The sequence below is a fragment of the Ruegeria sp. AG6 genome (assembly GCF_056541565.1).
In genome coordinates this window covers 189,774-213,394 of the sequence record NZ_JBQFYQ010000002.1, presented here as the reverse complement: position 1 = coordinate 213,394, position 23,621 = coordinate 189,774, and the positions used below count along the sequence as shown (strand labels likewise).

23 protein-coding genes are annotated in these 23,621 nt (G+C 58.9%); 15 read left to right on the top strand and 8 right to left on the bottom strand.

Annotation, left to right across the window (positions count from 1 at the left end; all coding sequences use genetic code 11):
- Positions 1 to 109: 109 nt before the first annotated feature.
- The 12 genes from ACR0I0_RS08250 to ACR0I0_RS08195 all read left to right on the top strand — a co-directional run bounded on the left by ACR0I0_RS08250 (position 110) and on the right by ACR0I0_RS08195 (position 12,731).
- The gene (locus ACR0I0_RS08250; protein WP_480490923.1) at positions 110 to 910 is read left to right on the top strand and encodes a transporter substrate-binding domain-containing protein; all 801 of its coding nucleotides are present in this window, start codon (positions 110 to 112) and stop codon (positions 908 to 910) included.
- A 69-nt stretch (positions 911 to 979) separates the two neighbouring features.
- Complete coding sequence (locus ACR0I0_RS08245) at positions 980 to 1,642, top strand: amino acid ABC transporter permease (protein ID WP_171724631.1); 663 nt, start codon at positions 980 to 982, stop codon at positions 1,640 to 1,642.
- An 11-nt stretch (positions 1,643 to 1,653) separates the two neighbouring features.
- Positions 1,654 to 2,316 carry an amino acid ABC transporter permease gene (locus ACR0I0_RS08240; protein ID WP_171636552.1) on the top strand — a complete coding sequence of 221 codons (663 nt, stop codon included), beginning with the start codon at positions 1,654 to 1,656 and terminating at the stop codon, positions 2,314 to 2,316.
- Positions 2,313 to 3,035, top strand: a complete 723-nt coding sequence (locus tag ACR0I0_RS08235) for an amino acid ABC transporter ATP-binding protein (protein ID WP_209835111.1) — start codon at positions 2,313 to 2,315, stop codon at positions 3,033 to 3,035. The genes ACR0I0_RS08240 and ACR0I0_RS08235 overlap by 4 nt, the downstream gene beginning before the upstream one ends.
- Positions 3,036 to 3,074: 39 nt before the next feature.
- Positions 3,075 to 4,034 (top strand): dihydrodipicolinate synthase family protein, encoded by a 960-nt coding sequence (locus ACR0I0_RS08230; RefSeq protein ID WP_171118193.1) that lies wholly within the window; start codon positions 3,075 to 3,077, stop codon positions 4,032 to 4,034.
- Positions 4,025 to 4,957 carry a 4-hydroxyproline epimerase gene (locus tag ACR0I0_RS08225; protein ID WP_480490921.1) on the top strand — a complete coding sequence of 311 codons (933 nt, stop codon included), beginning with the start codon at positions 4,025 to 4,027 and terminating at the stop codon, positions 4,955 to 4,957. Before ACR0I0_RS08230 ends, ACR0I0_RS08225 begins: the two co-directional genes overlap by 10 nt.
- A gap of 66 nt (positions 4,958 to 5,023) precedes the next feature.
- Positions 5,024 to 6,274 (top strand): NAD(P)/FAD-dependent oxidoreductase, encoded by a 1,251-nt coding sequence (locus tag ACR0I0_RS08220; protein WP_480490919.1) that lies wholly within the window; start codon positions 5,024 to 5,026, stop codon positions 6,272 to 6,274.
- Between the two features lie 15 nt (positions 6,275 to 6,289).
- On the top strand, positions 6,290 to 7,393 hold the full coding sequence (locus ACR0I0_RS08215) for a cis-3-hydroxy-L-proline dehydratase (RefSeq protein WP_480490917.1): 1,104 nt from the start codon (positions 6,290 to 6,292) through the stop codon (positions 7,391 to 7,393).
- Between the two features lie 7 nt (positions 7,394 to 7,400).
- Complete coding sequence (locus ACR0I0_RS08210) at positions 7,401 to 8,426, top strand: trans-3-hydroxy-L-proline dehydratase (protein ID WP_480490916.1); 1,026 nt, start codon at positions 7,401 to 7,403, stop codon at positions 8,424 to 8,426.
- A gap of 190 nt (positions 8,427 to 8,616) precedes the next feature.
- Positions 8,617 to 9,297, top strand: coding sequence for a GntR family transcriptional regulator (locus ACR0I0_RS08205; RefSeq protein WP_171636564.1), 681 nt, complete (start codon positions 8,617 to 8,619; stop codon positions 9,295 to 9,297).
- Between the two features lie 72 nt (positions 9,298 to 9,369).
- Positions 9,370 to 10,884, top strand: coding sequence for an aldehyde dehydrogenase (NADP(+)) (locus ACR0I0_RS08200; protein ID WP_480490914.1), 1,515 nt, complete (start codon positions 9,370 to 9,372; stop codon positions 10,882 to 10,884).
- Positions 10,885 to 11,216: 332 nt separating this feature from the next.
- Positions 11,217 to 12,731, top strand: a complete 1,515-nt coding sequence (locus tag ACR0I0_RS08195; RefSeq protein WP_480490912.1) for a malonate--CoA ligase — start codon at positions 11,217 to 11,219, stop codon at positions 12,729 to 12,731.
- Positions 12,732 to 12,819: 88 nt separating this feature from the next.
- Here the strand turns inward: ACR0I0_RS08195 and katG are convergent, their stop codons facing one another.
- Positions 12,820 to 15,000: a catalase/peroxidase HPI gene (gene katG, locus ACR0I0_RS08190; protein ID WP_171636570.1), complete on the bottom strand. Its 2,181-nt coding sequence runs from the start codon at positions 14,998 to 15,000 to the stop codon at positions 12,820 to 12,822.
- 107 nt (positions 15,001 to 15,107) lie between these two features.
- On the opposite strand from katG, the gene ACR0I0_RS08185 reads away from it, so the two are divergent.
- Entirely contained in the window at positions 15,108 to 16,040 is a 933-nt protein-coding gene (locus ACR0I0_RS08185; RefSeq protein ID WP_480490910.1) for a hydrogen peroxide-inducible genes activator, read from the top strand.
- A 51-nt stretch (positions 16,041 to 16,091) separates the two neighbouring features.
- Here ACR0I0_RS08185 and ACR0I0_RS08180 read toward each other — a convergent pair whose 3' ends face one another.
- On the bottom strand, positions 16,092 to 16,673 hold the full coding sequence (locus ACR0I0_RS08180; protein ID WP_171636574.1) for a carboxymuconolactone decarboxylase family protein: 582 nt from the start codon (positions 16,671 to 16,673) through the stop codon (positions 16,092 to 16,094).
- Positions 16,674 to 16,825: 152 nt separating this feature from the next.
- Between ACR0I0_RS08180 and ACR0I0_RS08175 the strand changes: the two genes are divergently transcribed.
- Positions 16,826 to 17,929: a hypothetical protein gene (locus ACR0I0_RS08175; RefSeq protein ID WP_480490908.1), complete on the top strand. Its 1,104-nt coding sequence runs from the start codon at positions 16,826 to 16,828 to the stop codon at positions 17,927 to 17,929.
- A gap of 3 nt (positions 17,930 to 17,932) precedes the next feature.
- Here ACR0I0_RS08175 and ACR0I0_RS08170 read toward each other — a convergent pair whose 3' ends face one another.
- From ACR0I0_RS08170 to ACR0I0_RS08155, 4 genes are read right to left on the bottom strand one after another with little or no spacing between them, the layout of a single operon-like run.
- Positions 17,933 to 18,982, bottom strand: coding sequence for an aromatic ring-hydroxylating dioxygenase subunit alpha (locus ACR0I0_RS08170; protein WP_171636578.1), 1,050 nt, complete (start codon positions 18,980 to 18,982; stop codon positions 17,933 to 17,935).
- Between the two features lie 5 nt (positions 18,983 to 18,987).
- Positions 18,988 to 19,323 carry a carboxymuconolactone decarboxylase family protein gene (locus tag ACR0I0_RS08165; RefSeq protein WP_480490906.1) on the bottom strand — a complete coding sequence of 112 codons (336 nt, stop codon included), beginning with the start codon at positions 19,321 to 19,323 and terminating at the stop codon, positions 18,988 to 18,990.
- 11 nt (positions 19,324 to 19,334) lie between these two features.
- Complete coding sequence (locus ACR0I0_RS08160; RefSeq protein WP_480490905.1) at positions 19,335 to 20,093, bottom strand: amino acid ABC transporter permease; 759 nt, start codon at positions 20,091 to 20,093, stop codon at positions 19,335 to 19,337.
- Positions 20,094 to 20,102: 9 nt separating this feature from the next.
- Positions 20,103 to 20,843: an amino acid ABC transporter ATP-binding protein gene (locus tag ACR0I0_RS08155; RefSeq protein WP_171614720.1), complete on the bottom strand. Its 741-nt coding sequence runs from the start codon at positions 20,841 to 20,843 to the stop codon at positions 20,103 to 20,105.
- 122 nt (positions 20,844 to 20,965) lie between these two features.
- Between ACR0I0_RS08155 and ACR0I0_RS08150 the strand changes: the two genes are divergently transcribed.
- Positions 20,966 to 21,736: a transporter substrate-binding domain-containing protein gene (locus tag ACR0I0_RS08150; RefSeq protein WP_171636582.1), complete on the top strand. Its 771-nt coding sequence runs from the start codon at positions 20,966 to 20,968 to the stop codon at positions 21,734 to 21,736.
- Between the two features lie 54 nt (positions 21,737 to 21,790).
- Here ACR0I0_RS08150 and ACR0I0_RS08145 read toward each other — a convergent pair whose 3' ends face one another.
- A complete protein-coding gene (locus ACR0I0_RS08145) occupies positions 21,791 to 22,399 on the bottom strand; it encodes a helix-turn-helix domain-containing protein (RefSeq protein WP_171636584.1) in 609 nt (202 codons plus the stop codon).
- A gap of 78 nt (positions 22,400 to 22,477) precedes the next feature.
- A complete protein-coding gene (locus ACR0I0_RS08140) occupies positions 22,478 to 23,617 on the bottom strand; it encodes an aminotransferase class I/II-fold pyridoxal phosphate-dependent enzyme (protein WP_480490902.1) in 1,140 nt (379 codons plus the stop codon).
- Between the last annotated feature and the right edge of the window lie 4 nt (positions 23,618 to 23,621).

Here is a 23,621-nt window from a genome sequence, read left to right as displayed (position 1 = left end):
ATGCTTTAGCCGGGTACGGGCCCGTATCGGTTGCCGGTGGAATTTTATTATGGATGTTGGATCCAATATCCTTTATTCGTGATCGCATCTTTGATTCAGGGAGGATCACATGCTCAAGAAACTCGTCGCTTTGGCGGCCTTCACCACTTTCACAACAGGTCCTGCGATGGCGGACACGCTCGACGATGTCGTGGATCGCGGTACTCTTCGCTGCGGCGTTGTTCTGGACTTTCCGCCGATCGGGTATCGCGACGCCAACAACGAACCGGCGGGTTTTGACGTGGATTACTGCAATGATCTGGCCGCGGCGCTTGAAGTCGAGGCGGAAATCCTGCCTTTGACCTGGGCCGAACGCCTGCCAGTCATCGTGACCGGGCGCGCCGACGTCGTGTTTGGCGCAACCTCGGACAGCCTTGAACGGGCGCGGACCGTGGGCTTTACCATTCCTTATGCAATCTACTATGCGCAGGGCGTCGTAAACGCGGACAGCGGAATCGAAACCTTCGAAGACATCCGCGGCAAACGCGTCGCCGCCGCGATTGGCACCGTGCCGGAACAGGAATGGCTGAAGATTGCCGCCGAATGGGGTGAGGAAGGCAATTATCAGGGCTATCAGTCGGAAAACGAGGTGTTTCTGGCGGTCGCGCAGGGCAAGGCCGATATCGGCATCACCACCAACACCGCTGTTCTGCCGATCACCCAGCAGTATGAAACGGTGCTGGCCGGCCCCCGTATGCCCTGGACGACCGACTATACCTCGGTGGTGGGCAAACGACAGGACGTCACCTGGCTGAATTTCCTGAACCTGTTTGTCACCCATCAGGTGCGCTCGGGCCGGTACCAGGAACTGTGGGGCAAATATGTCGGAGGCGAAGCACCCGAGCTGCGCATCCCCGGCGTGATGTACTGATTTCACCCCCCAGTGCTCTTTCGTCGGGTTTCGGCCGGGCGAAAGAGCCGGTCAATTCGGAAAAAACCTGTGTTCGATTACAACTTCCACTGGCGGCCGGTCATGAAAAGCCTGCCGGACTTGCTTGAGGCATCGCTGCTGACTCTGCAAGTCGCGGTTCTGGCGATGATCCTGGGCATCCTTATCGGCCTGTGTCTTGCGCTGACGCGGCTGCACCTGAAAGGGCCGCTGTGCTGGTTCGCCTCGGCCTGGGTCGAACTGGCCCGAAACACGCCCGCCCTGTTTCAGCTGTTCTTTTTCGGCTTCGGGCTTGGCGCATTCGGCCTGCACCTGTCGCCTTACTTCATCGTGCTTGCAGGTTTGACCTTCAATTGCGCCGGCTATCTGGCCGAAAACTTTCGCGGAGGTTTTCAGGCCGTCCCCGAGACGCAGTTGCGGGCCTCTCGCTCTCTGGGCATGACTGCGTGGCAGGCTTACACACGCGTGGTGATCCCGCAGGTGTTTCGCATCGTCTATCACCCGATCACCAATCAGATGGTCTGGGCCGTGCTCATGTCCTCGCTGGGCATGCTGGTCGGTTTCCGCGAGCTGTCCGGCGAGACGCAGTTCTTTGCCTCGCGCACCTTCCGCATCTTTGAATATTTCGCCGTCACCGCGGTCATTTATTACGTGATCGTCAAAATCATCCTTCTTGCCTCGCGCCTGCTGGCGTCCCGGCTTTTCCGCTATTGAAGGAGGCACAGATGCAACCCACTGTCAGCTTTTTCAGCGGCTTCACCATCAATGATCTGTGGTTCCTGGGCGAAGCTGCCCTGCGGACACTCTGGATTTCGGTTCTGTCGATATCCATCGGAACGCTTCTTGGCGTGGTATGCGGGTGGATCCTGTACGAGGGCAAGCTGGCCGCAGCCCTGACAGTGGCCCCGTTTCTGGATGTCTTCCGATCCGTCCCGCTGATCATCCAACTGGTGCTGTTCTACAACTTTGCGCCCATCGTCGGGCTCAATCTGGACCCCTTCGCCTCGGGCGTGGTGATCCTGTCGATCTACACGGCCGCTTTGGTTGCGAATGTCGCACGCGGAGGGATCGAGGCCGTCGGTGCGCCGATGCGCCGTGCCGCGCGCAGTCTGGGCATGACCTATTGGCAGGATCTGCGCTATGTCGTCTTCCCGATTGGCGGACGCGCGGTGTTCCCGGCCTGGGTCGGTGTCGCACTGGGAGTGATGAAGGACAGCGCGTTGGTTTCGGTGCTGGGCTATGTCGAACTGCTCAAGGCCAGTCAGATCCTGATCACCCGGACGCAGGAACCTTTCCTGATCCTGACAATCGCGGGCGCGTTCTATTTCGCGCTCAGCTATCCGATTTCGCGCTATTCCGCGTCTCTTGAAAAAAGGTGGGCCCAATGATCGAAATTCGCGACCTGCACAAGTATTTCGGCGCGCTGCATGTGCTGAAGGGCATCGATCTGGATGTGCAGAAAGGAGAGGTCCTGTCGGTGATCGGCGCATCGGGCTCCGGCAAATCGACCCTGCTGTATTGCATCAACGGGCTGGAACCGATCCAGCAAGGCTCGGTCAGGGTCGATGGCACAGATGTTCATGCCAAAGGCACCGATATCAACAAGCTGCGCACAAAGCTGGGAATGGTGTTTCAGCAATGGAACAGCTTTCCTCACCTGACCGCATTGGAAAACGTCGCGCTGGCCCCCAAGATCGTCAAAGGACTGTCAAAATCAGAAGCCCGCGATATCGCCGCCCGCCAACTGACCCATGTTGGCCTGGGCGAAAAGCTGGGCGTCTACCCATCTGCCCTTTCGGGTGGCCAGCAACAGCGTCTGGCCATCGCCCGCGCGCTGGCGATGGAGCCGGAATACATGCTGTTTGATGAGGCGACGTCAGCGTTGGATCCCGAACTGGTGGGCGAGGTTCTCGACACGATGCGCCTTTTGGCCGAAGAAGGGATGACCATGATCTGTGTCACGCACGAGATGGGTTTCGCACGCGATGTGTCGGACCGGGTTGCTTTCTTCCATCAGGGCGTGATGGAAGAGATCGGCCCGCCCGGGCAGATATTCGGTGCTGCGCAATCCGAACACACCCGTAAATTCCTGGCCAACGTGCGCTGAGTGCACTGGCCCCCAGAAACAACGAGGAAGATCACCTTCATGTCCAAGAATATCTTCACCGGCACCATGCCAGCCCTGATGACCCCGTGCAAAGCCGACCGGACCCCGGACTTCGATGCCCTGGTGAAAAAGGGCAAGGAAATGATCGAGGCCGGCATGTCGGCCGTGGTGTATTGCGGTTCGATGGGCGACTGGCCGTTGCTGTCGGATGCCGAACGTATGCAAGGTGTCGAACGCCTGATCGACGCCGGCCTTCCTGTCGTCGTCGGCACTGGTGCGATAAACTCGAAATCTGCCGTAGCGCTGGCCGCACATGCGCAAAAGGTCGGCGCGGCAGGGCTTATGGTCATCCCACGTGTGCTGTCGCGCGGATCGTCCATCCCGGCACAGCGCAACCACTTCAAGGCAATCCTGTCAGCCGCGCCGGATATCCCGGCCATCATATACAACAGCCCCGTCTACGGCTTCGCCACCCGCGCTGATTTGTTCCTGGAATTGCGTGCAGATCATCCGAACCTTGTCGGGTTCAAGGAATTCGGAGGCAAAGGCGACCTGCGCTACGCCGCGGAACACATCACCTCGAAAGATGATCAGGTCACGCTGATGGTGGGCGTGGACACCGAGGTTTATCATGGCTTCGTCAACTGCGGCGCCACGGGCTCGATTACAGGTATCGGCACCGCCCTGCCCAAAGAAGCATTGCTGCTGGCCGCCCTGTGTCAGAAAGCGGCGGCGGGCCACGCCGAAGCGCGCCTGCGCGCGCGCGAGCTTGAAGAAGCCTTTGGCGTGCTGGCCAGCTTTGACGAAGGCACCGATCTGGTGCTGTACTACAAGCACCTGCTGGTCTTGAACGGTGAAGAGGAATACCGCTTGCACTTCAACGAAACCGACGAGCTGACGGATGCCCAGCGCAACTATTGCGAACAGCAATACAAACTGTTCCGCACCTGGTTTGCCGACTGGTCCAGCCAGGGCGGGGTCATCGCTGAATGCATGTGATCGACAGCCACACCGGAGGCATGCCCACGCGGGTCATCCTGAACGGCGGCCCCGATCTGGGGTCGGGACCGCTGGCCGAGCGCGCGCAACGCCTGGCCACCGAGCACAAGGCTTTCTACAAATCGGTCCTTCTGGAACCACGCGGTCAACCCGGCATGGTCGGGGCGCTTCTGGTCGCCCCGGAAACGTCTGGCTGCGAAACCGGCGTGATCTATTTCGATGCCGACGCCGTTCTGGGCATGTGCGGTCATGGCACCATCGGCCTTGGGGTCACTCTGGCCCATCTGGGCCGGATCGGTCTTGGGACGCACAGGGTCGAAACGCCGGCCGGCGTCATCTCGGTTGACCTGTTGGACGCCAATACGGTGCGCGTCACCAATATCGAAAGCCGCCGGGTCAAGGCTTCGGTGTCGGTTGACGTCGAAGGCCATGGAAAAGTGACCGGCGATCTGGCCTATGGTGGCAACTGGTTCTTCATTGTCGATCCCAGCCCGATGGACGTGACGCCCGGCAACATCCGTGCCCTCACCGATCTGACCATTGCAATTCGCAAAGCCTGCATCGACCAGTACGTGCGTGGCGAGAACGGGGAACCGGTGGACCACGTGATCTTGCAGGACAAATCCCCGGACAAAGACGTTCACAGCAGGAATTTCGTCCTGTGCCCGGACGATCAATATGACCGATCGCCGTGCGGGACCGGCAGTTCGGCGCGTCTGGCCTGTCTGGCGGCGGATGGGGTTCTGGTTCCGGGGCAAGAGATCGTGCAGGAAAGCGTGATCGGCAGCTCTTACCGGCTGAGCTATCAGCCCGGTCCCAACGGCGGCGTCATTCCGACCCTGACCGGGCAGGCGCATATCATGGTCGAGGGCACATTGATTTTCGCGCAGAACGATCCGTTTCGCGGTGGGATCCTTCTTTGACAAAATTATCGGGGACTGGCGCAATCCAGCCCCCGGAACCGAGCCACAGTTTGAGAAGATCTGGCCATGCTGCAAGACAACCCGACGGATATCGTTGTGATCGGTGCCGGTATCATCGGCATCAGCACCGCACTTGAATTGCAAAAACGCGGCCGGCGCGTGCTGGTGCTGGATCGCGAAGGCGTTGCAGCCGGGGCGTCAAAGGGCAACGCCGGAGCCTTTGCCTTTACCGACATCGTGCCATTGGCCACCCCCGGGATCATGCGCAAGGCTCCGAAATGGCTGTTTGATCCGCTGGGTCCGCTTTCAATTCCACCCTCCTACGCTTTGAACATCGCGCCGTGGATGCTGCGGTTCTGGCGGGCCAGTTGGCAGGATCGCTATGCTGCGGCCTTGTCTGCGCAGGCTGCTTTGATGGATCACAGCCGCACGGCGCTGGAACGCCAGATCGCGGATGTCGACGGCCAAGCGCTGATGCAACGCGACGGCCAGTTGCAGGTGTTCGAGGGTGAAGGTGAATTCCGCGCCAGTCTGCCCACATGGGACAGGCGCAAGGATCACGGCATCCCCTTTGACCTGCTGGACAGCCCCGACGCGATTGCGGAAATCCAGCCCGGGCTTGACCGACGATTTACCCATGCGGGTTTTACGCCCACCTGGATGAACACGGTCGATCCGGCCAGCTGGACAAGACATTTGGCCACCCGGTTCACCGCCCGTGGCGGTCAGGTCGAAATCGCGACAATCAGCGCGCTCACGCCCATGGATGCGGGCGTTCGCCTGACGACTTCGATCGGTGAAATTGATGCAAGACAGGTGACCGTGGCTGCCGGGGCGTGGTCTCATCACTTGGCGAAAACCCTGGGCGATCGCATCCCTCTGGAAACCGAGCGCGGGTACAACACGACCCTGCCCCAAGGGGCCTTTGATCTGCGCACCCATCTAACATTCGGTGGCCACGGCTTTGTGGTGACGCGGATCAACGGCGGCGTGCGCATCGGTGGCGCGGTCGAGTTGGGCGGGCTGGAACTGCCACCCAATTACAAACGCGCCGACGCGCTTCTGGCAAAGGCCGGGCGCTTCATGCCTGGCCTGAACTTGGAAGGCGGCACGCAATGGATGGGCTTTCGGCCGTCACTGCCCGACAGTTTGCCGCTGATCGACCGCTCGGCGCGTGCGCCACAGGTATTTTACGCCTTCGGACATGGCCATCTGGGTCTGACGCAATCCGCAGGCACGGCGGAACTGGTCGCGGATCTGGTCACGGACACAAAGCCCGCGCTCGACATGAAGCCTTTCGCATCCACACGCTTCTGATCAGGAGAACACCTTATGAAAATCACTGCACTGAACGTATATCAGGTGGATCTGCCGCTGAAGGAAGGCCGCTACAGCTGGTCCAATGGCAACTATGTCGAGGTCTTCGACAGCACCGTTCTCGAGATCATCACGGATGAAGGTCTCAAGGGGTATGCCGAATGCTGCCCGCTGGGATCGGCTTATCTTCCGTCCTTTGCCCTGGGCGTCAGGGCCGGGCTGGCGGAATTGTCGCCACATCTGATCGGGCAGGATCCGCTGAATATCGGCCAGATCAATCGCACCATGGATGCAGCCCTGCGTGGCCACCCTTATGCCAAGGCGCCTGTTGATATTGCCTGCTGGGATCTGCTGGGCAAGGCGACCGGGCAACCCCTTTACACCCTGTTGGGCGGCGACGCGCAACAGGACGTGGTGCTGTATCGCGCGATCAGCCAGGAAGCACCGGAAATCATGGCGCAAAAGATCGAAGGTTATGCGGCCGAAGGCTATACGAAGTTTCAACTGAAAGTGGGCGGCGACGCCAATGACGACATCGACCGCATTCACGCCACCCGCGCGGTTCTGAAAAAGACCGACCTGCTGGTGGCGGATGCCAACACTGGCTGGACCCGGCACGAGGCCGCGCGTGTCGTAGGCGCCATCGCGGGCATGGATGTCTATGTGGAACAACCCTGTTTGACCTATGAGGAATGCGTGTCGATCCGCCGGCGCACCGCGCTGCCCTTCGTGATGGATGAGGTCATCGACACGCCCAACACATTGGTCCGCGGCATAGCCGAAGACGCCATGGACGTGATCAACCTGAAAATCTCCAAGGTAGGAGGTTTGAGCAAAGCAAGGCTGATGCGCGATCTGTGCGTCGCGCATGGTATCCCGATGACCATCGAAGACACCTGGGGGGGCGATATCACCACCGCCGCCATCGCTCATCTGGCGCGGTCGACACCGTCCGAGTTTACGTTCTCGGCCACCGATTTCAATTCCTATGGTACCGTGAACATCGCCGAAGGCGCGCCAAAGCGTGTCAATGGCCAGATGACCGCAGCAGATCGTCCGGGTCTGGGCGTGACACCGATCTTCGACGCGCTGGGTGCCCCCGTCGCGCAATATAGCTGAGGTAAACATGCGCAGCAGAAAAACCGTACATGTGATCTCGGCCCATGCCGAAGGTGAGGTTGGAGATGTCATCGTTGGGGGTGTCGCCCCACCGCCGGGCGACACTCTCTGGGAACAGCGAAGCTTCATTGCGCGGGACCAGACCCTGCGCAACTTTGTTCTGAACGAACCACGCGGCGGTGTGTTCCGGCATGTCAACCTTCTGGTTCCGCCAAAACACCCCGAGGCAGACGCCGCCTGGATCATCATGGAACCCGAAGACACGCCGCCCATGTCGGGGTCCAACTCGATCTGTGTCTCAACCGTGTTGCTGGATGGCGGGATCATTCCAATGCACGAGCCGGAAACCCACATGGTGCTCGAGGCACCGGGTGGGCTGGTCCGGGTACGTGCGGAATGCCGCGATGGCAAGGCACAACGCATCTTTGTCCAGAACCTGCCCAGCTTCGCCGACAAGCTGTCCGTCCCGCTTGAGGTATCCGGACTGGGCACGATCACGGTAGACACCGCCTATGGCGGTGACAGTTTCGTGGTCGTCGATGCGCAGGCGCTTGGGTTCACAATCCTCGACCACGAGGCCCGCGACATAGCCCGGCTGGGGGTAAAGATCACAAACGCCGCCAATGAGCAGCTTGGATTCTCGCATCCCGAGAACCCGGACTGGGATCATATATCGTTCTGCGCCTTTTGCGGCCCGTTGAATGAAACGGAAACCGGTCTGAGCGGCAAGTCCGCCGTGGCAATCCAGCCGGGTAAGGTCGACCGTTCGCCGACGGGCACCGCAGTGTCCGCGCGCATGGCGCTGATGGCGGCCAAGGGGCTGATGAAACCCGGCCAGACCTTCGAGGCTGTCTCGATCATCGGATCACGATTCACCGGGCGGATCATTGACACTGCGCAGGTCGGTGGCCGCGCGGCGATCGTTCCTGAAATCAGCGGTCGCGGTTGGATCACCGGAATTCATCAGCACATGTTGGACCCTGACGATCCATGGCCCGGTGGATATCGCCTGTCTGACACCTGGGGTGTTTGATGTCAGCAGGCACGTTTCTCAAAAACGGAGAAGTCTGAAGATACGCGTCCTCGTTACGGTTTCATCATCAGATTCAGGCTTTTTCCAAATCTCGGACAGGATTCGAACATGGGTCGAAATCCAAGTTCGGCTTGGAAAAGTTGGTGATTACGGGTAATTGTATCCAAAAAACCGTGGCGGGATATTGGAAATGGCAGGAAAACGCGCGATCACGAAACAAAGCCTACCGGACGTCATCGCAAATGATCTGCGTGAACGTATCCTGAGCGGCGAACTCGCCGAGGGTGAAACGATCCGGCAGGAAGCACTGGCCGAGGAATATGATGTCTCTCGCATGCCGATCCGCGAGGCGCTGAAACGCCTGAATGCCGAAGGTCTGGTGCAATGGGCCAACAATCGCGGCGGCTCGGTGACCAAGCATTCCCTCGACGAAATCGGTGAAATTTTCGATCTTCGCATCCTGATCGAAGTCGATCTGTTCCGCCGGGCCATCCCGAATATGGGCCCAAGGGAATTTGCGCGTTGCGACGAAATCCTCAAGCAGATGGAAGCGTCATATGATGAAAATGACGTCGGCAAGTGGGGGATATTGAACTATCAGTATCACTCGGCGCTTTATGCGGCGTCACAGCGGAAGCTGACCAACGAATTGCTGGACCGCGTCAACCTGCAATCGGATCGCTATGTCAGGATGCACCTGAGCGTGATGAAACAGCGCGAACCCGCAAAAAAGGAACATCGTGATCTGTTGCGGCTAGCCCGGGAAGGCAATGTGGACAAAGCCTGCGAGGTCTTGGCGCAGCATATTCGCCGGACCAAGGAACAGCTTCTGGAAATGATCGCCTCGAAGCGCGGGACAGACGAACCCTAGGGCGGTCTTGCATGTCCTGTCATTTTGGATACATTATCCATTAATCTGGACATCCCGAAATACGAGGCCCAAATGACCTTTACTCCGCATGGCAAACATCTGATCGCCGGCAACTGGCTTGCCGGTGACGATTTCTTTGCATCACAACCCGCACATGGGCCATCGCATGACTTTTCGAAAGGTCGAATTTCAGACGTCGACGCCGCTGCGCAGGCCGCGGAAGAGGCGTTTTGGAGCTATGGCTATTCCACTCGGGAAGAACGCGCCGTCTTTCTGAACGCCATTGCCGACGAGATCGAAGCGCGCGCCGATGAAATCACCGAGATTGGCACTCAGGAAACCGGCCTGCCCGAGGCTCGGCTGCAAGGTGAACGGGGCCGCACGTCGGGGCAGCTGAGGCTGTTCGCAACGCATATCCTCAGCGGCGATTATCTGGACCGGCGCCACGACAGCGCGTTGCCGAACCGTGCACCCCTGCCCCGGCCCGATCTGAAAATGATCCAGCGCCCGATCGGCCCGGTCGCTGTGTTCGGCGCATCAAATTTCCCGCTGGCATTTTCCACCGCCGGGGGGGACACGGCCGCCGCACTGGCTGCCGGCTGCCCGGTCGTCGTCAAAGGCCACGGCGCCCATCCGGGCACCGGCGAGATCATCGCCGAAGCCATCCTTGCGGCCATTCGCCATTGCAACATTCATCCCAGCGTTTTCAGCCTGATCCAGGACGGCGGCTTGGCTGTGGGTTCTGCCTTGGTGCAGCACCCTCTGATCAAGGCGGTCGGGTTCACCGGATCGCTTGCGGGCGGCCGCGCCCTGTTCGACCTGTGCGCCGCGCGCCCCGAACCGATTCCGTTTTTTGGTGAGCTTGGATCGGTAAACCCCATGTTCATTCTGGACGCGGCACTGGCAAACCGGGGTGAAGATATCGCCAAAGGCTGGGCCGGCTCGCTGACGATGGGTGCTGGTCAGTTCTGCACCAACCCGGGCGTCGTTGTGATGCCGGCAGGTGAAGCAACGGACCGTTTCGCCGAGATCACACAGACCGCATTGACCGAAGTTCCGGCGCAGACCATGCTGACCGACGGCATCGCCAAAGCCTATCGCAACGGTCAGACCCGTGTTGCTGAAACCGCTGGCGTTCACGAGGTTCTGGCTTCGAGATGCGATCAGCGCAATGCGACCCCTTTCCTTTACCGAACAAGCGCCGCAACCTGGCTGGCCAACACGTCCCTCGCGGAAGAGGTGTTCGGCCCGCTGGGCATCATCGTGACCGCCGAGACACCCGACGAAATGTACGACGTCGCGCGCGGATTGCACGGGCAGTTGACCTGCACCCTGCATATGGACGAGGCCGACATGGGCATGGCGCGGTCCCTGTTGCCGATCCTTGAACGCAAAGCCGGGCGCGTGTTGGCCAATGGCTTCCCCACAGGGGTCGAGGTATGTGACAGCATGGTCCATGGCGGCCCCTACCCGGCTTCGACCAATTTCGGAGCCACATCCGTGGGCACATTGTCGATCCGGCGTTTCTTGCGTCCTGTCTGCTATCAGAATCTGCCGGATGCATTGCTGCCAGAACACTTCTCATAGGGAAATCAGTCGACACGCGCCGATACTCTAAAAGCACGATGCGCAGCAGGGTGTCGGCGGGTGTAACTGCCGAGCCTCAGGGGAATGAGGCACACGCCTCTGGATTCAATTGCACAGTTTCATTTGGGTAACAGTGCTTTTGTTCATTCTGTTCAGGGCAACGCAATCACGGCCCCATCCGTTGGCACTTTGGCGAACTGCCTGTATGAAATGACCCGTGTTGCCCAGTACCAAGACCAATTCGCCACGACCCATGAGATGATCGCCTCGTTCGAGATCAATTTCCTCGCTGCATCCACCTCTCTTTTCATATCTCAAGAAAGGTAAACCTGATGGCTAACCCTCTGTATGAAGGCCTGTTCGGCATCCACGCCGGCAAAGGCACACCTTTTTTGCAGTTGCTGGACGGGACAACGATCTCTCACCAGGATTTCCTCGCCAAAGCGGCGCAGATTGCGCATGTGGCCACGCATCTGGGCCTGAATCCCGGTGACCGCGTTGCGGCGCAGGTTGAAAAAACCCCCGAGGCGCTGGCGCTTTATGCTGCCTGCGCCCAGGCCGGTCTGGTGTTCCTGCCGCTGAATACCGCCTACACGGTCGATGAATTGACCTATTTCATCGAAAACAGCGCGGCCTCGCTGATTATCTGCGACACCGAAAGAGAAGGAAAACTCACCCCTGTCGGCGCGCAGCTGGGCGCCCGGGTTGAGACTCTGAACGCGGATGGCACCGGGTCTCTGACAGATTTGGCCGCGACCATGCCGACACGTTTCGAAACCGTCGCCCGCGATGGCGAGGATCTGGCAGCGTTCCTTTACACGTCGGGAACCACAGGCCGGTCCAAGGGCGCCATGCTGACCCAGAACAATCTGCTGTCGAACGCACGGACACTGGTCAAGGAATGGCGCTTCACCTCGCAGGATGTGCTGCTGCATGCCCTGCCGATCTTTCACACGCACGGGCTGTTCGTCGCGACCAATATCATGCTGGCCGCAGGTGGATGCATGATCTGGCTGCCGAAATTCGATCTGGACCAGATCATCGACAAATTGCCCAGTGCCACGTCGATGATGGGCGTCCCAACCTTCTATACGCGCCTGTTGGACGACCCGCGTTTTACCAGGGAACTGGCCACCCATATGCGCCTTTTCGTTTCCGGATCGGCACCGCTGCGGGCGGAAACCCATGTGCAGTTCGAAGAACGAACGGGTCATCGCATCCTTGAACGCTATGGCATGACTGAAACCAACATGAACACGTCAAACCCATATGACGGCGAGCGGCGCGCCGGAACGGTCGGGCACCCGCTGCCCGGGGTCGAACTGAAGATCAGTGATTCAGACGGCAATACCCTGCCTGCGGGCGAGATCGGCATAATTGAAGTGCGCGGGCCCAACGTCTTCAAAGGGTATTGGCAGATGCCTGAAAAAACCGCTGCCGAACTGCGCGACAACGGCTTTTTTATCACCGGTGATCTGGGCCGCATCGACGAGGATGGGTACGTCCATATCGTCGGTCGCAACAAGGATCTGATCATTTCGGGCGGATACAACATTTATCCAAAAGAGATCGAGATGGTTCTCGATGATCAACCCGGTGTTCTGGAAAGCGCCGTGATCGGCGTGCCACATCCCGATTTCGGTGAAACGGTTGTTGGTGTCATCGTGGCAGAGCCCGGCCAGACCCCTGATCCGGAGGCGATATCGGGCGCGGTCCGCGAAGGTCTGGCCCGGTTCAAGCATCCGCGCAAGCTGATCGTTCTGGATGAACTGCCCCGCAACACGATGGGCAAGGTTCAAAAGAACATTCTGCGTGACCGATACAAAGATCTCTTCATGACCGTGTGAGCGAGTCTCGGCAAAGCGGGGATCAGCGGATGCAGCCCCCTGAAAAGAAAATCAGGCGAGGGTGTCCCCGCCTGATTTACTACATGATTCAGGCAACCAGATCGAACCGGTCGTTGTTCATGATCTTGGTCCATGCCGCCACAAAGTCGCGCACGAACTTCTCGGCGTTGTCGTCCTGGGCGTAGACCTCAGCATAGCTGCGCAGGATCGAGTTCGAACCGAAGACCAGATCTGCGCTGGTTGCGGTGAACTTGACCTCACCCGAGGCGCGGTCGCGCAGTTCAAAGGTGCCTCCGTCAACCGGATGCCAGCTCAGCGACATATCCGTCAGGTTGACGAAAAAGTCGTTTGTCAGTTGGCCCAACCGGTCGGTGAAGACGCCATGCGGCGATCCGCCATGGTTGGCACCCAGCACACGCAGACCACCGACCAGAACGGTCAACTCGGCCGCGGTCAGACCCAGCAGTTGCGCGCGATCCAGCATCATCGCCTCTGGCGAGACCGCGTATTCCTTCAGCTGCCAGTTGCGGAACCCGTCCGCCAGCGGCTCAAGTACCGAGAAGCTGTCCACATCGGTCTGCTCGATCGACGCGTCGCCGCGACCGGCCGAGAACGGAACCGCCACGTCAAAGCCTGCGGCCTTGATCGCCCGCTCAAGCCCGACATTGCCCGCCAGAACGATCACGTCGGCAACCGAGGCGCCGGTTTCCGCCGCGATCGGCTCCAGCACACCCAGCACTTTCGCCAGACGTTCGGGTTCGTTGCCCGCCCAGTCCTTTTGCGGCGCCAGTCGGATGCGCGCCCCATTTGCGCCGCCACGCTTGTCCGAACCGCGGAAGGTTCGGGCACTGTCCCAGGCGGTGGTGATCATCTCGGCGATGGTCAGACCGCTGTCTGCGATCTTGGCCTTGACGGCATCTATGTCGTAATCTGTCGAACCAGCCGGGATCGGATCCTGCCAGATCAGATCTTCTGACGGCACGTCCGGGCCATAATAGTTGACGCGCGGACCCATGTCGCGGTGAGTCAACTTGAACCAGGCACGTGCAAATGTATCGGCAAAATAGTCCGGATCCGCCATGAATTTCTGACAGATCGCGTTGTAGGTCGGGTCGACCTTCATCGCCATATCCGCATCGGTCATCATCGGCATGCGACGAACAGTGGGGTCGGTCGGGTCGACCGGCTTTTCGTCTTCGGGCATGTCGACGGGCTGCCACTGATGGGCACCTGCGGGTGATTTTCCCAGTTCCCACTCGTAACCGAACAGGTAGTCGAAATAGCCCATGTCAAATTTCAACGGCTCTTTCGTCCACGCCCCTTCGATCCCCGAGGTAAAGGCGTTGGCCGCTTTACCGTTCTGATCAGGGTTTTCCCATCCCATACCCTGGCTGGACACCGGGCAGGCTTCGGGCTCGGCGCCGATATTGTCGCCGGGCATCGCACCATGGGCTTTGCCGACGGTATGACCCCCGCAGGTCAATGCTGCGGTCTCTTCGTCATTCATCGCCATACGCGCAAAGGTTTCACGGATATGCAGCGCGGTTTTGGCCGGATCCGGATTGCCGTTCACGCCTTCGGGGTTCACGTAGATCAGGCCCATATGCACCGCACCCAGAGGGTTTTCCAGCGTGCCGGGGGTTTCCAGATCGCCATAGCGATTCTCGGACGGGGCCAGCCACTGGTTTTCAGAACCCCAGTAAACATCTTTCTCGGGACCCCAGATGTCTTCGCGACCAAAACCGAAACCAAAGGTCTTCAATCCCATGGATTCATAGGCCACCGTGCCCGACAGAACGATCAGATCGGCCCAGGACAGCGCGTTGCCGTATTTCTTTTTCACCGGCCACAGCAGACGGCGGGCTTTGTCCAGGCTTGCATTGTCCGGCCATGAATTCAGCGGCGCGAACCGAATGTTGCCCGAACCGGCGCCGCCTCGACCATCCCCCAGACGGTAAGACCCGGCCGAGTGCCACGCCAGACGGATCATCAGCCCGCCATAGTGACCCCAGTCAGCCGGCCACCAGTCCTGGCTGTCGGTCAGCAACGCCTCGACATCGGCACGAACCGCCTTGAAGTCCAGCCCCTTGACCGCTTCTCGGTGATTGTAATCCGCATCCATCGGGTTGGTGCGCGTGTCGTGCTGGCTCAGAATGTCCAAGTTCAGCGCATCCGGCCACCACTTGGTGACGGAATTGCCCGTACCAGTATTGCCGCCATGCATGACAGGGCAGCCGCCGGATTGATGATTGTGGGGGGTACCGTCCATTGTAAATCTCCTGAGTATTTACCTAGGGGTTCAGATATCTTGACTCGTACCCCACGGCTTCGATAATTGGAAATTTGTAATTACTATCGTTGTGATTAGTTTTTCATATGAAGGCACTCACCCTCAAACATCTGCGCTATTTCGAGGCGCTCGCCACGCACGGCCACTTTGGCAAGGCCGCCGCGGCCAGTGCAATATCGCAGCCCGCGCTTTCCATACAAATCAAAGAGCTGGAGGCAATCATGGGTGGGCCGCTGGTCGAACGCGCGGCCCGGCAAACCCGCCTGACAGCACTTGGCGAAGACGTGCTGAAACATGGCCGCGAAATCCTGACCCGGGTAGAGGACTTGGGGAAATTGGTGCAATCTCCCTCGGGCGCCCTGTCCGGCCGCATCAGAATCGGGGTCATTCCCACGGTTGCACCTTATCTGCTGCCCTCGATCATCAAAGCTCTGTCGCAGCGATTCCCACAACTGACCATTGAACCCAAGGAAACGATAACCAAGACATTGATCGGTGAAATTCTGGATTCGAAACTGGATTTCGGCGTCGTTGCCCTGCCCGTCTCGGAACCCAACCTCCGAGAGTTCTCGCTGTTCAACGAAGATTTTCTGCTGGTTCGCCCGGCGCAGGATGCCAACCTGCCGATGCCAAGTTCCTCGCAGCTCAGAACCATGCGCCTGCTGTTGCTGGAAGAAGGGCATTGCTTCAGGGATCAGGCCCTGTCCTTCTGTTCGATCCGCAACATCGAACCGCAGCACATCATGGAGGGCAGTTCGCTTTCCACACTGGTTCAGATGGTCGGCGCCGGCATCGGTGTGACCCTGATACCGGAAATGGCGGTCGGGCTGGAAACCCGATCCGCGGATGTGTCCATTGCCCGGTTTCAGGACACGCCGCCGACACGGACGATTGGTCTGATCTGGCGAAAGACCAACCCGCTCAGCGAAAACTTGTTGAAGATCGGTGCGATCATCCGCAAAACAGCCGAAGAAAACACGTGGGGCGTGAAACCGCCTCAGCCTGAAACAACAGGCTGACCCGCCCGAAACGATGTTCCTCGGCACGAAGGCCAGACCCGGCGCAACCCGTCAGTCGTCACCTTTGTAATAGCCGATCACATCATTCTCGGTCGTTGCACCCAACCCGTTCAGCAACCGGTTTGAATAATTAAAATAGGCGCAGACCTGATTGACCTCCAGGATCTCGCCATCCTCACAGCCTGCAATCTTGAGCGCTTCGAAGTCGGACTTGACCATTTTGCCAACATCCGTCGTCAGCTTGGCGGCATAGCGCAGCAGCGCCAGTTCCTTGCCCTCGAATTCATCCTCGGGCCGATGCGCCTTGAGCGCGACGAAAATCCGGTCGCTGCGCGGCTGGTCCTTCAGCAGGTTGCGCACGTTCATGAAGTGATGGGTCAGTGAATAGGTGCAATCGTTCAGGATCGAGGTATAGCTGGCGACAACCTCGAGAAACCAGAATGGCAACCGGTTGTCATCAGAATGCAGGACCGAACGGTACAGCGTCACATGCCCGTTCATCGTTTCGGGCCGCAATGAATGCACACGCATAACCGTGTCCACGGTGCCATGAGGGGTGCGGGCCTTGTCCAGCAGCTCTTTCAGGCGGCCGTTGGCCTTGTCGTCCGAGATCATCTCGATCCAAGCGCTCATTGCTGTGTCTCCTGTCCTGTTCGGGCTCAGCTTATGTACAAAGCCCACAGGCATGTCAGTTAATTTTTTTCTTAAGGTGAAATTTTTCTGGATCACAGAAACGTGAAAGATGTAAAATATCAGCGCGAGGGATTTGTTGAGGATCGACGCGAATGCACAGTCCAGAGCTTATGGCGGGTGCCGAAAATCTGTTGTTCAGATGCGGTGGCCTGACGGCGGGCGACCAGTTGCTTGTGGTCTGCGAAGATGCGGCCAACGGGTATTACGATGCCGAGATCACCGAGGCTATCGTGGACTGCGCCCGGGAAAACCGGATCAAGACCGCAGTTCGAACCCTTGCATTTGATCCCATGGGGTCATCGCTGCCAGCGGATCTGAAAACGGCGATGGAAACGGCGGATCGCACCTTGTTTCTGTCCCGCACCGGCGATCAGATTCGTTTCGACGCGGGAATGAGGGACGTTCGACCCATCATGTCATATGCGCTGGACGCCGGAATGCTGGCCTCGGGTTTTGGGCGCGCCAACTACACCGGGTTCGTTGAACTGAAAAACGCGGTCAACCGGCTGCTGGCCAGTGCCGGGCACATCCACGTAACCTGTCCATTGGGCACCGACTTCGCTGGCCCCGGCGCCGCCTTCCCCCCAGCAGGTGCCGCGGATGTCAGCGTGGCGCGTTTTCCGATGTCGGTCTTTGCCCCGGTTCCCGTGCAGGGGTTTTCCGGAGTGCTGGTTCAGGACGGGTTTCTGGTCGGCACCGGTTCGAAATTCTACGAACCATACGGCTGTGATCTGCGCGAACCGCTGACCATACGGTTCGAAAACAACCGTCTGACCGGCTTTGAGGGCCATCCCATGGATGTGCATTGCGCACAGATGCATTACGAAAAAGTCGGCAAGATGTTCGACCTTGACCCCCTGACCATGCATTCTTGGCACGCAGGCATCCACCCGGGCTGCGCCTACACGACCCCGGCCCGAAGCAATTTTGAACGTTGGAGCGGGTCGGCCTTTGGCAATCCGCGTCTGCTGCACTTTCACACATGCGGGCATTACGCGCCGGGTGAGATTTCGCTGAACGTTCTGGACCCGACGATCCGGGTGGATGGCGTTGCGATCTGGGATGCCGGTGTTCTCCGGGCCGATCTGTTGCCCGGTGGGGCTGAAATTCTCGATCGGTATCCCTGTATCAAAGCGGTGTTCGACGCCCCGGCCCGACACGTGGGCCAGGGCGCGAACGGGCGCTTGTCGGCCTGATGATCAGCCGGCCTGCTGCGCGATCAGCTTTGCAACCCGTGCGCGAAACCGCATCGCGCCTGCGTCCAGCCCGAGGTTGATATAGCCGGTCTTGCGCCGCGCCATGCCGGTTTGAACGTGTTCCAGAACCTCTTTGTCCTCGTTGAAAGCCATGACCGCGCCTTCGAACATGCGCTGCGACATGGCTGTGTCATCCGCGTGCATGTTGCGGTGCTGGAACCAGAAATACCGCGATGTTTCCGCATCGACCGGTGTGATGAAGTTGTACGAAATATTGACAAAGGCATTGGGCGACATCGGCCGGTCCGCCCCTCCTTCTCCGGCCGGAGTGTAAATGGACATGTTGATCGCAGTGGACGGCAGACGGCATTCGTAATGCTGCTTGCGGTCGCAGCTTGGCCCGAACGGCAGTATCGGCGCATAGTAGGGCGGCGCGGGTTCATCCGCGATCCAGCGCGAAACAATGACGCCGCTTTCGGTTTCTTCAAGATCCAGCGGGCGGTTGTCGGTTCCCGCCCCGGCAAACGAGGTCAGATGCACCCAGGCCACATGGCTTGGATCCAGCAGGTTATCGATAATGTAAAGGTAGTGGCACGCCATCTCCATCGCACCGGTCCGGGTCTTGCCCCAAGACGGGCTGTCGAAATTAGGGATGTCGATGATATCGTCTGTGCTGGCTTTGTCCGAATCCCCCATCCAGAGCCAAAGAAATCCCCAGCGGTCTTCGGCCGGGTATGCATGCACGGCGGCGCGGCGCGGAGGATTGTCCAGCTGTGTCGGGGCGCTGACACATTCACCGCCGCAGCCGAATGTCAGACCGTGATAGCCGCAAACCACATGATCCCCTTCGATGGTGCCCCGAGACAGCGGCAGCTTTCTATGCGGGCAAGCATCCTCCAACGCGATCGCTTTGCCCGCTGTGTCACGATAGATTACGATCTCATCGCCCAGCATTCGCACGGCGCTCAGGCTGCGGCCAAAATCCTCGGACCGTCCGGCGACGTACCAGCTGTTGCGAATAAACCCCTCTGCTCCGGCCAGATCAGGACGCATGTTTCTTACTCCGAAAACTCATCAAAAGCCTTGAGCGCCTTGGCGCTGTAGGCATAGGACGGCCCCCCGCCCATATAGGTGGCCATGGCCAACGCCTCGCACATTTCTTCGCGGGTGGCGCCCAGCCGAACCAGCGAACGCACGTGGAATCCGATGCAGCTGTCGCAGCGGGTCGCGATCGCAATGCCGAGCGCCATGAACTCTTTGGTTTTCTCGCTCAGCGCCCCGTCAGTCTTGGCCGCCTTGCCCATGATGCCAAAGCCGCGCACGGTTTCCGGCACTTCTTTCGAGAAGGTTCCGATATTGGCCTCGGTCTCGGCCATGAAATCTTTCCAGCTCATTTCTTCACTCCTTATCCGCGCTCGTCCGCGCCCATGCGACGCTCCAGCCAGCGCACTCCGGCTGAGATGATCAAAACCAGGATCAGGTATTCGAAAATCAGCAGGGTATAGATTTCCAGCGGGCGGTATTCCGTCACCACCAGTTCATTCGCGCGGCGGGTCAGTTCCTGCATCCCGATGACGCTGGCAAAGGCGCTCATCTTGACGATGTAGATGAACTGGTTTGCCAAAGGCGGCAGAATGCGCCGGATCGCCTGCGGCAGGATCACATAACGCATGGTCTGCACATAGTTCAGCCCGATGGTCTGCGCCGCCTCGCGTTGTCCACGCGCAATGGATTGAATACCTGCGCGATAGATCTCGGCCGTAAAGGCGCTGTCTGAAATCGCCAGCGTTATGATTGCCCCCCAGAAGGGATCGATGGGGATGTTCAGACCCATCGACTGAAACACGATGGGCAAGCCGTAAAATACCCAGAACAGCATCGGCAACAGGGGAATGGCGCGGATGAACTCCACGTAAACCCGGTTCACAACCCGCCAGCCACGTTTTTCGGACAATCCCGGCAGGGCGACCAGCAATCCGATGACGATCGACAGAATGGCGGCGATCAGGGAAATCTGGATCGTCGCGCCCATCCCCGAGATCAGGAATTTCACATTGGTCCACCCCGAGACCGTGGTCGGATCGATAACGTACCAGCCCCAGGTCTGTGACGACGAACAGCCTGCCAGCAGAAGCAGAGGCAATATGAGAAGAAGTTTTTTCATCGGCCGCTCTCAGTGTTGCAGGATCTGGGACAGGAATTTGCGACACCGATCGGACTGAGGATTGGTGAAGAAATGTTCGGGGTTGCCTTCTTCGACGATTTCACCGGCATCCATGAAGATCATCTTGTCGGCCACCTTTCGGGCAAACCCCATCTCATGCGTGACAACCACCATGGTCATCCCCTCATTGGCCAACTCGACCATCACGTCCAACACTTCCGAGATCATCTCGGGGTCCAGTGCCGAGGTCGGCTCGTCAAACAGCAGCACACGCGGCTCCATGCACAGCGACCGGGCAATGGCGACGCGTTGCTGCTGACCACCCGACAACTGAATGGGCTTTTTGTCGGCCTGATCGGGAATGTGCACCCGGTCCAGATAGTGACGTGCTTTTTCCTCTGCCTCTTTGCGGCCGAGACCGCGCGCCTTGATCGGGCCCAAAGTCAGGTTTTCCAAAACGGTCAGATGCGGGAACAGGTTGAACTGCTGGAACACCATTCCAACCTCGGACCGGATCCTGGCCACGGATTTCTCGTCATCCGTCAACTCGATCCCGTCTACGCGGATGGTTCCTTTCTGATGTTTTTCCAACTGGTTGATACATCGCACAACGGTGGATTTTCCTGACCCGGAAGGCCCGCAAATCACCACCTTTTCGCCGCTGTTGACCGTCAGATTGATGTCCTTGAGAACGTGAAACGTGTCGAACCACTTGTTCACGCCCACAAGTTCGATTGCGGCGTCTGGCATAAGATGAACTGCCCCTGTTTTTAGTCCCAGTATAATATTTTCTTGAGGTTATCTTTCCCTTTGGGCTTAAATCAATGAAGAATACGGCCACAAGGTAGAAATGCCACCAACGGGAGAAACCGATGAACACATTTTGGAAAGCTGCGGCAGCTGCTGCGCTTGGACTTGTCTTGTCAGGCGCTGCGCAGGCGCAATCTGCACTGAACGAGGTGCTGGATTCCGGCGTGCTCAAGGTGGGCACCACGGGCGATTGGAATCCCATGTCGCTCCGCGACCCTGCAACCAACAGCTACAAAGGGTACGACATCGACATCATGAACGAGTTGGCCGCCGATCTGGGGGTCGAGGTCGAATATGTCCCCACCGACTGGAAAACACTGGTCAACGGTGTGGTGGCAGGCAAGTATCACCTGACCGGATCGGCATCGATTTCGCCACCGCGCATGAAGGTCGCGGGCTTTTCCGACAGCTATATTTCGGTGGAACTCTTCCCCTATACGACCAAGGACAAGGCCGACCAATTCGACGGTTATGACTCGATCAACCAGCCCGGAGTAAAAGTCGCGACCACCCTGGGCACAACGTTCGAAAAGCGCGTCCGCGAATGGTTCCCGAACGCAGAAATCAAGGTGGTCGAGGCCCCGGCCCGCGGTTTTCAGGAAGTAATCGCAGGACGCGCGGATGTCTTCATTACGTCGAACATCGAAGGTTCGACCCTCGAGGCGAAATTTCCGGTGGTACGCGTGAAGAACGCAGGCCCGCGTTCGCCGTCACCCATCGCGATGATCCTGCCACAGGCCGATCAGGTGTGGATCAACTATGTAAACAACTGGATCGAAGTCAAAAAGGCGCAAGGGTTCTTCGAGGAAAACCGCAAGAAATGGGGTCTCTGACTCTTCTCGGATCACCTTGATTCCCAAACGCCCGGCCCGGTCGCCGGGCGTTTTTCAGTTGTCGCCCGACACGGCCTTGGCAACCACGGTGACAAAGCTGACCGTGTCAGTTTTCAACTCCAACGGCCCATGAGTGGCGTTTGAATCAAAACTCAGACTGTCGCCCGGCCGCATGTGATAAGCGGCTTCACCGCAGCCATAGACCATCTCGCCGGCGGTGACGTGGATGAATTCTACACCCTGATGTTGGTAAAGCGGGCGTTCGTCCAGCGGACCTTCCAATGTAACGCTGAAACTCTCGAAACTGACATGTTTCGCTTCCGCCCGACCGATCAGCTTATAACTGTGCCCGAAACCGGTGCCCAACCGTTGCACGGTTACACCTTCACCCGCAGCCACAAATGACACATCCGTGCGTTCGACCGTGCCGGCAAAGAAGTTGATCAGCGGAACGCCGATTCCGCCGGCCAGGGCCTCAAGTGTCGCCAGTGAGGCTGACACCTGACCGCGCTCGATCTTGGAAATCATCGCCGTGGACACGCCGGACCGCTGAGACAGTTCGGCCAGAGTCAATCCGGCCAGCGCGCGATGCGTTTTCACTGCGGCCCCGACCAGGTGATCCAGCGGCGGTTTTTCGGCGGAAAGCACAGGTGAATCTTCCATTTGCGAAGCCTATCGACACGTGTGAAAAAGGCAAAAGAAATGTCACCGAACCACTCGCACCAGTTCGGCGGCAAACTCTCAGCGTCCGTTCAGGATGTCTCCTGTAAGATCATTCAACTTTGCCAACCCGTTGCGCAGATGATCTTCGGGCAGGGCCGAGCTGAACCGAAAATGGTTCTCGACCCCGAACCGTGACCCCGGAATGACCAGCACATCTTTTTCGCGCAACAGGCGCATGCTGAACGCCTCGGATGCGATCGGTAGATTGAACCGCACGAACGACATGGCCGACGCCTGAGGTGGTACAACGGAAAACACCCCCTGATGCCGCGCCAGTTCTTCCGTCAGAACGTCGAACCCCGTGCGGATCAGACGGCGCGCGCGGGCCTTCAACTTGGACCGTGCCGGTTCGGCAAGCGCCTTGTCCGCCAGCTCCATCGACAACATGGATGCCGCGATCGAGGCATATTCGTGCCGCCGCCAACAGTGCTGAATGATGTCTTCGGGCCCAACCAGCCATCCCAGCCTCAGCCCCGGAAGCCCATAGGCCTTGGACATGGAATTCACCACAAGAACCCTGTCCGTACTTCCCCAGAACGAAGGGGTTTCTGTGTCACCTTCCCGCTCGGTTCCGGCATAAACCTCGTCTGAAACGATCCAGGCGCCAACGCGCTCGGCAGCCGATACGATACGGGCGCGATCCGCTTCGGTCAGAATACGGCCCGTTGGATTGTTCGGGTTCACCACATGGATGATGCGGGTCCTGTCATCGACCGCCCGCTCAAGCGCCTCTGCGTCTATGGCCCACTCTTCGGATTCGATCAGATCTACCCAACGCACTTCGTTGCCTAGATTGGCGGCGTTTCCTGAAATCTGTTCATAGGTCGGTCGGAAACACACAACATTGTCGCCGGGCTCCAACAAGGTGTTGGCCACCAGAGTGTTCGCTTCGGTTGCGCCGACCGTGACCAATACCCCATCTGCCGAGGCCCCCGGATACAAGCCTGCGACGGTGTCGCGCAGGGATTGCTTTCCATTGACTTGCGGATAGTCGATCATCGTCTTCAGCAGAGCGCCGAGATCAATCCCGGCCAGTTCTACCAATCCCTGCAACGACATGGGATGAACGCCGCTTTCCGAGAAATTGAAGACCACCCCGTGTTCCGTCTCGGACAGGAACTGTTCGACCCGAAATGGTTGAAAATTTCGGTTGATCATGATG